At 68.1% G+C, this 4872-nt stretch carries 6 protein-coding genes; 2 read left to right on the top strand and 4 right to left on the bottom strand.

Annotated elements, in window-relative coordinates; translation table 11 throughout:
* The 3 genes from AC5LUJ_RS21480 to AC5LUJ_RS21470 all read right to left on the bottom strand — a co-directional run.
* Positions 1 to 493 (bottom strand): ricin-type beta-trefoil lectin domain protein (locus AC5LUJ_RS21480; RefSeq protein WP_493465612.1); only part of this gene is annotated, 493 nt, incomplete at its 3' end.
* Between the two features lie 308 nt (positions 494 to 801).
* Positions 802 to 1701, bottom strand: coding sequence for a helix-turn-helix domain-containing protein (locus AC5LUJ_RS21475; protein ID WP_250287164.1), 900 nt, complete (start codon positions 1699 to 1701; stop codon positions 802 to 804).
* A 72-nt stretch (positions 1702 to 1773) separates the two neighbouring features.
* A complete protein-coding gene (locus AC5LUJ_RS21470; protein ID WP_493465611.1) occupies positions 1774 to 2736 on the bottom strand; it encodes a GlxA family transcriptional regulator in 963 nt (320 codons plus the stop codon).
* A 159-nt stretch (positions 2737 to 2895) separates the two neighbouring features.
* On the opposite strand from AC5LUJ_RS21470, the gene AC5LUJ_RS21465 reads away from it, so the two are divergent.
* Together AC5LUJ_RS21465 and AC5LUJ_RS21460 are read left to right on the top strand one after the other, a co-directional pair.
* Positions 2896 to 3948 carry an NADPH:quinone reductase gene (locus AC5LUJ_RS21465; protein WP_250287160.1) on the top strand — a complete coding sequence of 351 codons (1053 nt, stop codon included), beginning with the start codon at positions 2896 to 2898 and terminating at the stop codon, positions 3946 to 3948.
* Between the two features lie 103 nt (positions 3949 to 4051).
* Entirely contained in the window at positions 4052 to 4558 is a 507-nt protein-coding gene (locus AC5LUJ_RS21460; protein WP_250287158.1) for a TIGR03618 family F420-dependent PPOX class oxidoreductase, read from the top strand.
* Between the two features lie 89 nt (positions 4559 to 4647).
* On the opposite strand, the gene AC5LUJ_RS21455 is transcribed toward AC5LUJ_RS21460, so the two are convergent.
* Positions 4648 to 4872 (bottom strand): hypothetical protein (locus AC5LUJ_RS21455; RefSeq protein ID WP_250291516.1); only part of this gene is annotated, 225 nt, incomplete at its 5' end.

Genomic DNA, 4872 nt, shown 5'->3' with positions numbered 1-4872 from the left:
GGATGCCGTAAACGTTCCAGTCTTTCTGCGCATCAGAGGTGTAGACGGCGTCGCTCTCCGGAGAAATGCGCAGGCTATTGCTCCAGAAATATCCATCGGCGTAGAGATAAGGCGGAAGATCGTTATCCCAGTACTGGCCTTGCCCGCCGTTGCAGGAACTCAGCCAGACAGCGTTCCGGTCCGACTTGGCATCGGTTGTCAGACAGAGGCCCCTGGTCCGGCTGCTCAACTGGTGCTGGCCGTATGCATTGGCAGAACCAATCCAGTCCCAGTCCTGTGACTGCCAGCCATGGCAGGTGGCTGTGAAAACACCACTGCCTGTCGCCGAGGCCGTCAGGCAATCGCCATTGTACTGGCTTTGGTAGGTCCAGTAGGTAGTGGCCGCCGAGGCCTGGCCAGCCGTCATGGCAACGCCACAGACAGCCAGAGCCGCGGTAGCCAGCAGACCGGCAGCGGTTCGACGCAGACGTCTGATGCCGAGCTTTTTGCGCATACTTTTCCTTCCTCATGGTCAGCATTCCCGGAGCGCGTGCGGCGACAGCCAGGGCCGATATACAAGATCAGTTTCTCGGGGTGGCCGGTCGCCGGACGTTGCGCGCGCTCTCTCCTGTATCCGCCGGGGCCCCATCTGGCACTGCCGGAAAACCGCACGTTGTTGATGCCGGTTCTCGGTGCGGTTACCACCGGGACCTCGGTAGCGAGGACACGGCACATCGTGGCACCCACGATGCGGTCGTGTATTGAATAAACGCGCACCCCCGCAGCCCGGCTCGGCCAGCCTGTCGGTCTCGCGCCGCGGGCTCAGGCGGGAAGCCCGGTGCTCAACATGACGCTGGTGACCTCTCCGGGCATCCGGTCCCAACGCTCCCAGGGCCCCGGTCCGACGGGAGCGGCGTTGCGGTCGGTGAGGAAGCGGCGCGGGGTGGAGCCGGTCATGGCCTTGAACTCGCGGGCGAAGTGCGCCTGGTCACTGAACCCGCAGGTCGCAGCGATCTGCACCGGCGCCGTACCGGTGGCCAGCAGCCGCAGTGCGCGCCGTAGCCGCAGCACCCGTGCCGCCGCCTTGGGTGACAGGCCGATCTGCTCCCGGAAGCGGTTTTCCAGCTGACGTCGTCCCCAGCCGGTCCCCGCGGCCAGTCGGGCGATGGGGATCGTCCCGCCCGTACGGATCAGCTGCTGCCAGGCCCACACCACCCGCGGCGAGTGGACGGGCCCGCGGTCGATCCACTGCGCGAGCACCGTGTCCAGCAACGCGAACCGCTGCTCCCAGTCCGGCAGGGCCGCCAGTGCCCCGGTCAGGTCACGGACACCGCCACCAAGAAGATCACCCGGATCCACGACACGCTCGGCCACCTCGTGCATGGCCACACCGAACAGGGTGAACGCCACCCACGGCATGAGGACCACTTCCACCGCGTACAGGCTTCTGCTGTTCTCAACTATTTTGGCCCGCGTCTGGAGCCCGGCGAGAAAAGACGCGTAACTGTCCACCGCCACCCCTTCGCCAACGCCGCTCACGCGCAGTTCCTCGGCAAATCCCAGAACGAGGGTCACCGCACTGACAGGAATCTCTAATTTCCGCCGCGGGCGCAGCAGGTGCATCCGGTGCCCCCGGTAGAGATGCACTCCCGGGCGCAGCCGGGGATGCGGCCGGGCGAACGCGATCTCCGCATCCCCTGCAGGGCTGATAAAGTGCAGCATCCCCGTTCCTTCCGATCGGGACATGACATGGCATGGGTATCGCGAATCTCACCGGTGTGCGGGAAGCGCGGGTCACCGGTTCCGGGTGCGGAAGGTACGCCGATAGACGGCCGGCGAGACGCCGACGGAGGCGCGGAAATGCTGCCGGAGGGAGACGCCGGTGCCGAACCCAGCCTGTCGGGCGACGATGTCGATCGGCAGGTCGCTGCTTTCGAGAAGGTGCCGGGCGCGTTCCAGCCGCTGCCCGGTCAGCCACTGGCCGGGGGTCAGGCCGACTTCGTCGCGGAACCGCCGGGTGAAGGTGCGTACGCTCATGCCCGCGTGGGCGGCGAGCTCAGCCAGGGACAGCGGTTCCGGCAGCCGCTCGAGCGCCCAGGCGCGGGCGGGAGCGGTACTGGCGGTCGATGGCGGCGGGACGGGATGTTCGATGTACTGGGCCTGTCCCCCATCACGCCATGGCGGCACAACGCAGAGACGGGCCGCGCGGTTGGCGACCTCGCTGCCGTGGTCGCGACGGACGAGGTGCAGGCACAGATCGATGCCGGAGGCGGCACCCGCCGAGGTGAGCACATCGCCGTCGTCCACGAACAGCACGTCAGGATCGACCTTCACCCGGGGGAACATCCGCTGGAAGCGGTCGGCCTCAAACCAATGGGTGGTGGCCGGGCGGCCGTCGAGCAGGCCCGCGGCGGCCAGAAGGTACGAGGCTGTGCAGATCGACACGATGCGTGTACCCGCCGGGATGCCGGCAAGCGCGCCGGCTACCAGCTCGGGCAACCGCCCGGCCATGTTGATCTCGAGTGGATGGACGGGTGGGATGACGACGGTGTCCACCGCCGCGAGGACCCCGGCCGTGTGGTCGACGGCGATGCTGAACCCCGCATCGGTGCGGACCGGCCGGCCGTCGACGGTACAGACGATCACCTCGTAAAGCGGCTCGCCAGCTGACCCGATGGCGGCGGTGAAGATCCGCCCTGGAATGCCGAGTTCGAACGGGATGACTCCGTCCAGGGCGAGCACGGCGACCCGATGCATGGCCAGATCCTATCGGATGGTGTCTTGCGGGCCACTTCCGGCGGATCAGGTGCCGGGTCATCCTGACGTGGTGGTCCGGCTCCCCGCGTAGGGGAGGCGGAGACGGGGGCGTGCCGACGTGCCCGTTGGTTGTCCTGGTTCTCCTGGAAGGAACGCCGCGTGAAATCGATCGTGTACGAACGGATCGGGGGCTCCGATGTGCTGCGGCTGGTAGAGCGGGTGGAGCCCGAGCCGGGGCCGGGTCAGGTCCGGGTCCGCGTCGCCGTGTCGGGGGTGAACCCGACGGACTGGAAGGTGCGCCGGGGAGCGCTGGGCTCGTCGCTCCCGCCGGCCGGTCAGGTTCCCAACCAGGATGGCGCCGGCACCGTCGACGCGGTCGGCGAGGGAGTGGATCCCACGCGGATAGGACAACGCGTGTGGATCTGGGAGGCCACCTGGCAGCGGGCTGACGGCACCGCGCAGGAGGCGGTGGTACTACCCGCGCGCCAGGCGGTGCCGTTGCCTCCGGCTGCCTCGTTCGACCTCGGGGCGAGCCTCGGCATCCCGGCCCTGACCGCGCACCGCGCCCTCACCGTCCACCCGGACGGCCCGTCCGTCCTCGGACCATCGGCGCTGGCCGGCCGGACCGTGCTCGTCGCCGGCGGCGCGGGAGCGGTCGGGCACGCCGCGATCGAGCTGGCGCGCTGGGCCGGGGCGAACGTCGTCTCCACCGTCAGCTCTCCGCGGAAGGCAGCGTTGGCCTCCGCGGCCGGCGCGCACCATGTCATCAACTACCGCACGCCGGACGCGGCCGAAGCGATACGCAAGACCGCCCCCGACGGCGTCGACATAGTGGTCGAGGTGGACCCCGTCGTGAACGCCGCGCTCAACCAGCAGGTCATAGCCCCGAACGGGGTCATCGCCATCTACGCCGACACCAGCGGCTCCCAGCTGACCGTTCCCCTCCAGCCGCACATGTTCGCCAACACCCGCCTGCAGTTCGTGCTCGTCTACACGATGCCCGACACGGCGAAACACCAAGCCATCGAGGACGTGAACGCCGCCGTGGCCGCCGGCGCCCTGCGGACCGGCGAAGACGCCGGGCTGCCGCTGCACCGCTTCCCGCTGACCGGGACAGCCGCCGCGCACGACGCGGTCGAGGGCGGCGCGGTCGGGAAGGTCCTCATCGACATCCACCATGACGAACAACCGAAGCCACCGGCCTCGCGGTAATCACCGAACAGGGCCTGCGTCACCGCGACACGGACAATCCGGCCCTGTCCACGTCGCGGCGCCCTTCAGGAACCGTGCACCCGTAGAACGAGGAACAGCCCTGATGACCAGCCAGACAACAACAGAGCACCCCGACCGGCAAGGAGAGCACCCGGACGGGAAAGGGATGCCGGCGTTGCCCGCAAGCGCCCACCGGCTGTTCGCATCGGACCGGGAGGCAACCGTCGTGACGATCGACCCTGACGGTACGCCGCAGGCCTCGCTGGTGTGGATGGCCCTCGACAGAGGCAGCCTCGTCTTCGGCGTGGAGGAGCATCGCCGGAAAGTACGCAACCTGCGCCGGGACCCGCGAGCGACGGTCATCATCCACGACAACGAGCGAACCGCCGACGGAACCGCGGACGGCCTCACCCAATACCTCACCGTACGGGGCCGAGCAACCCTCCTCGGCCCAGGGATCCCACACGAATTCACCGCACTCATGGACACCCTGGCCCAGCGCTACCTCGGCACCGATGTCTACCCCTTCAGGAACCGCGGCTCCGAAACCGGAATGATCATTCGGATCGCGGTCGAGCGGGTCGGCGGCGTCGGCCCGTGGGCGGACTGACACAGCACCGTTGCACTCGCCCATTACCAGCGATCCTGACCCCGGACCCTCCCGTCAGCAGGAACCCATACGACCGGATCACAGAGACCTCAGACACCCCGGAACGGCTCCGGAGGAGCTGACACCCTCATCTTCGTCAAGCTGCTGGGGTGGCTGATCCGGTCGTCTGCCCTCCTCGTCGTTCCAGCCTCGTCCTCATGGCCGTCAGTCCCGAACGTTGTCCCGATCAAGAGGCAGATGTACGACCGCGCCGGATTTCCCCTGCTCCGGCGGCGGATCCTGCTCTCATGACACCGTCTGTCACCACTGGAATC

The sequence above is a fragment of the Protofrankia sp. CiP1_Cm_nod3 genome (genome assembly GCF_982290655.1).
This window is presented reverse-complemented; position numbering and strand designations above follow the sequence as displayed.